Origin of the sequence: Paraburkholderia sp. RL17-373-BIF-A (assembly GCF_046030175.1) — a bacterium.
Classification (GTDB): Bacteria; Pseudomonadota; Gammaproteobacteria; order Burkholderiales; family Burkholderiaceae; genus Paraburkholderia.
In genome coordinates, this window is sequence record NZ_JARESO010000433.1 from 1 (window position 1) to 437 (window position 437).

A 437-nucleotide genomic window follows, 5' to 3' on the forward strand; every position below is an offset into this window, starting at 1 on the left:
AGTAGCAAACGGCCTGATATCGCGCTCGATCACGTTGTTATCGATTGCGGCGCAACCGTCAGTGACGTAGCGGCTGAGATATTCCCATTGGTTGCGCGTGTAGGCAATCGCCTTGCCGAGCAGGCTCTGGGGCGCCACCTTCGGCGCCAGTTCATCGAGCCATGCCTTGAAGGACTCAAGCAGCGGCACACTGTGCTTTTGCCGCAGGTCGTACGTGTAGTCGGCTCGCGTCAGGCCAGCAGGCAGATCGCCTTTGGCCAGCGCCTCGACACGGTACAGGGCCTGGAAGTACTCAAGCGCTTTCGCCACGCGAGCGTTCGGCATCTTCTGCTTGCCGGAGTCCGTCTTTTTCGCGGCGGCCTTGTCCGCCTTGACGAACAGCCTGCGGGCGTGAGCCATACAGCCGAAGTGCTTTGCCTTTTTCAAGGTGCGCCAGG

1 protein-coding gene is annotated in these 437 nt (G+C 60.9%); it reads right to left on the reverse strand.

Annotation, left to right across the window (positions count from 1 at the left end):
- The coding region (locus P0D80_RS51235) for an IS66 family transposase (RefSeq protein ID WP_408296628.1) at positions 1–437 on the reverse strand (437 nt) is incomplete at both ends.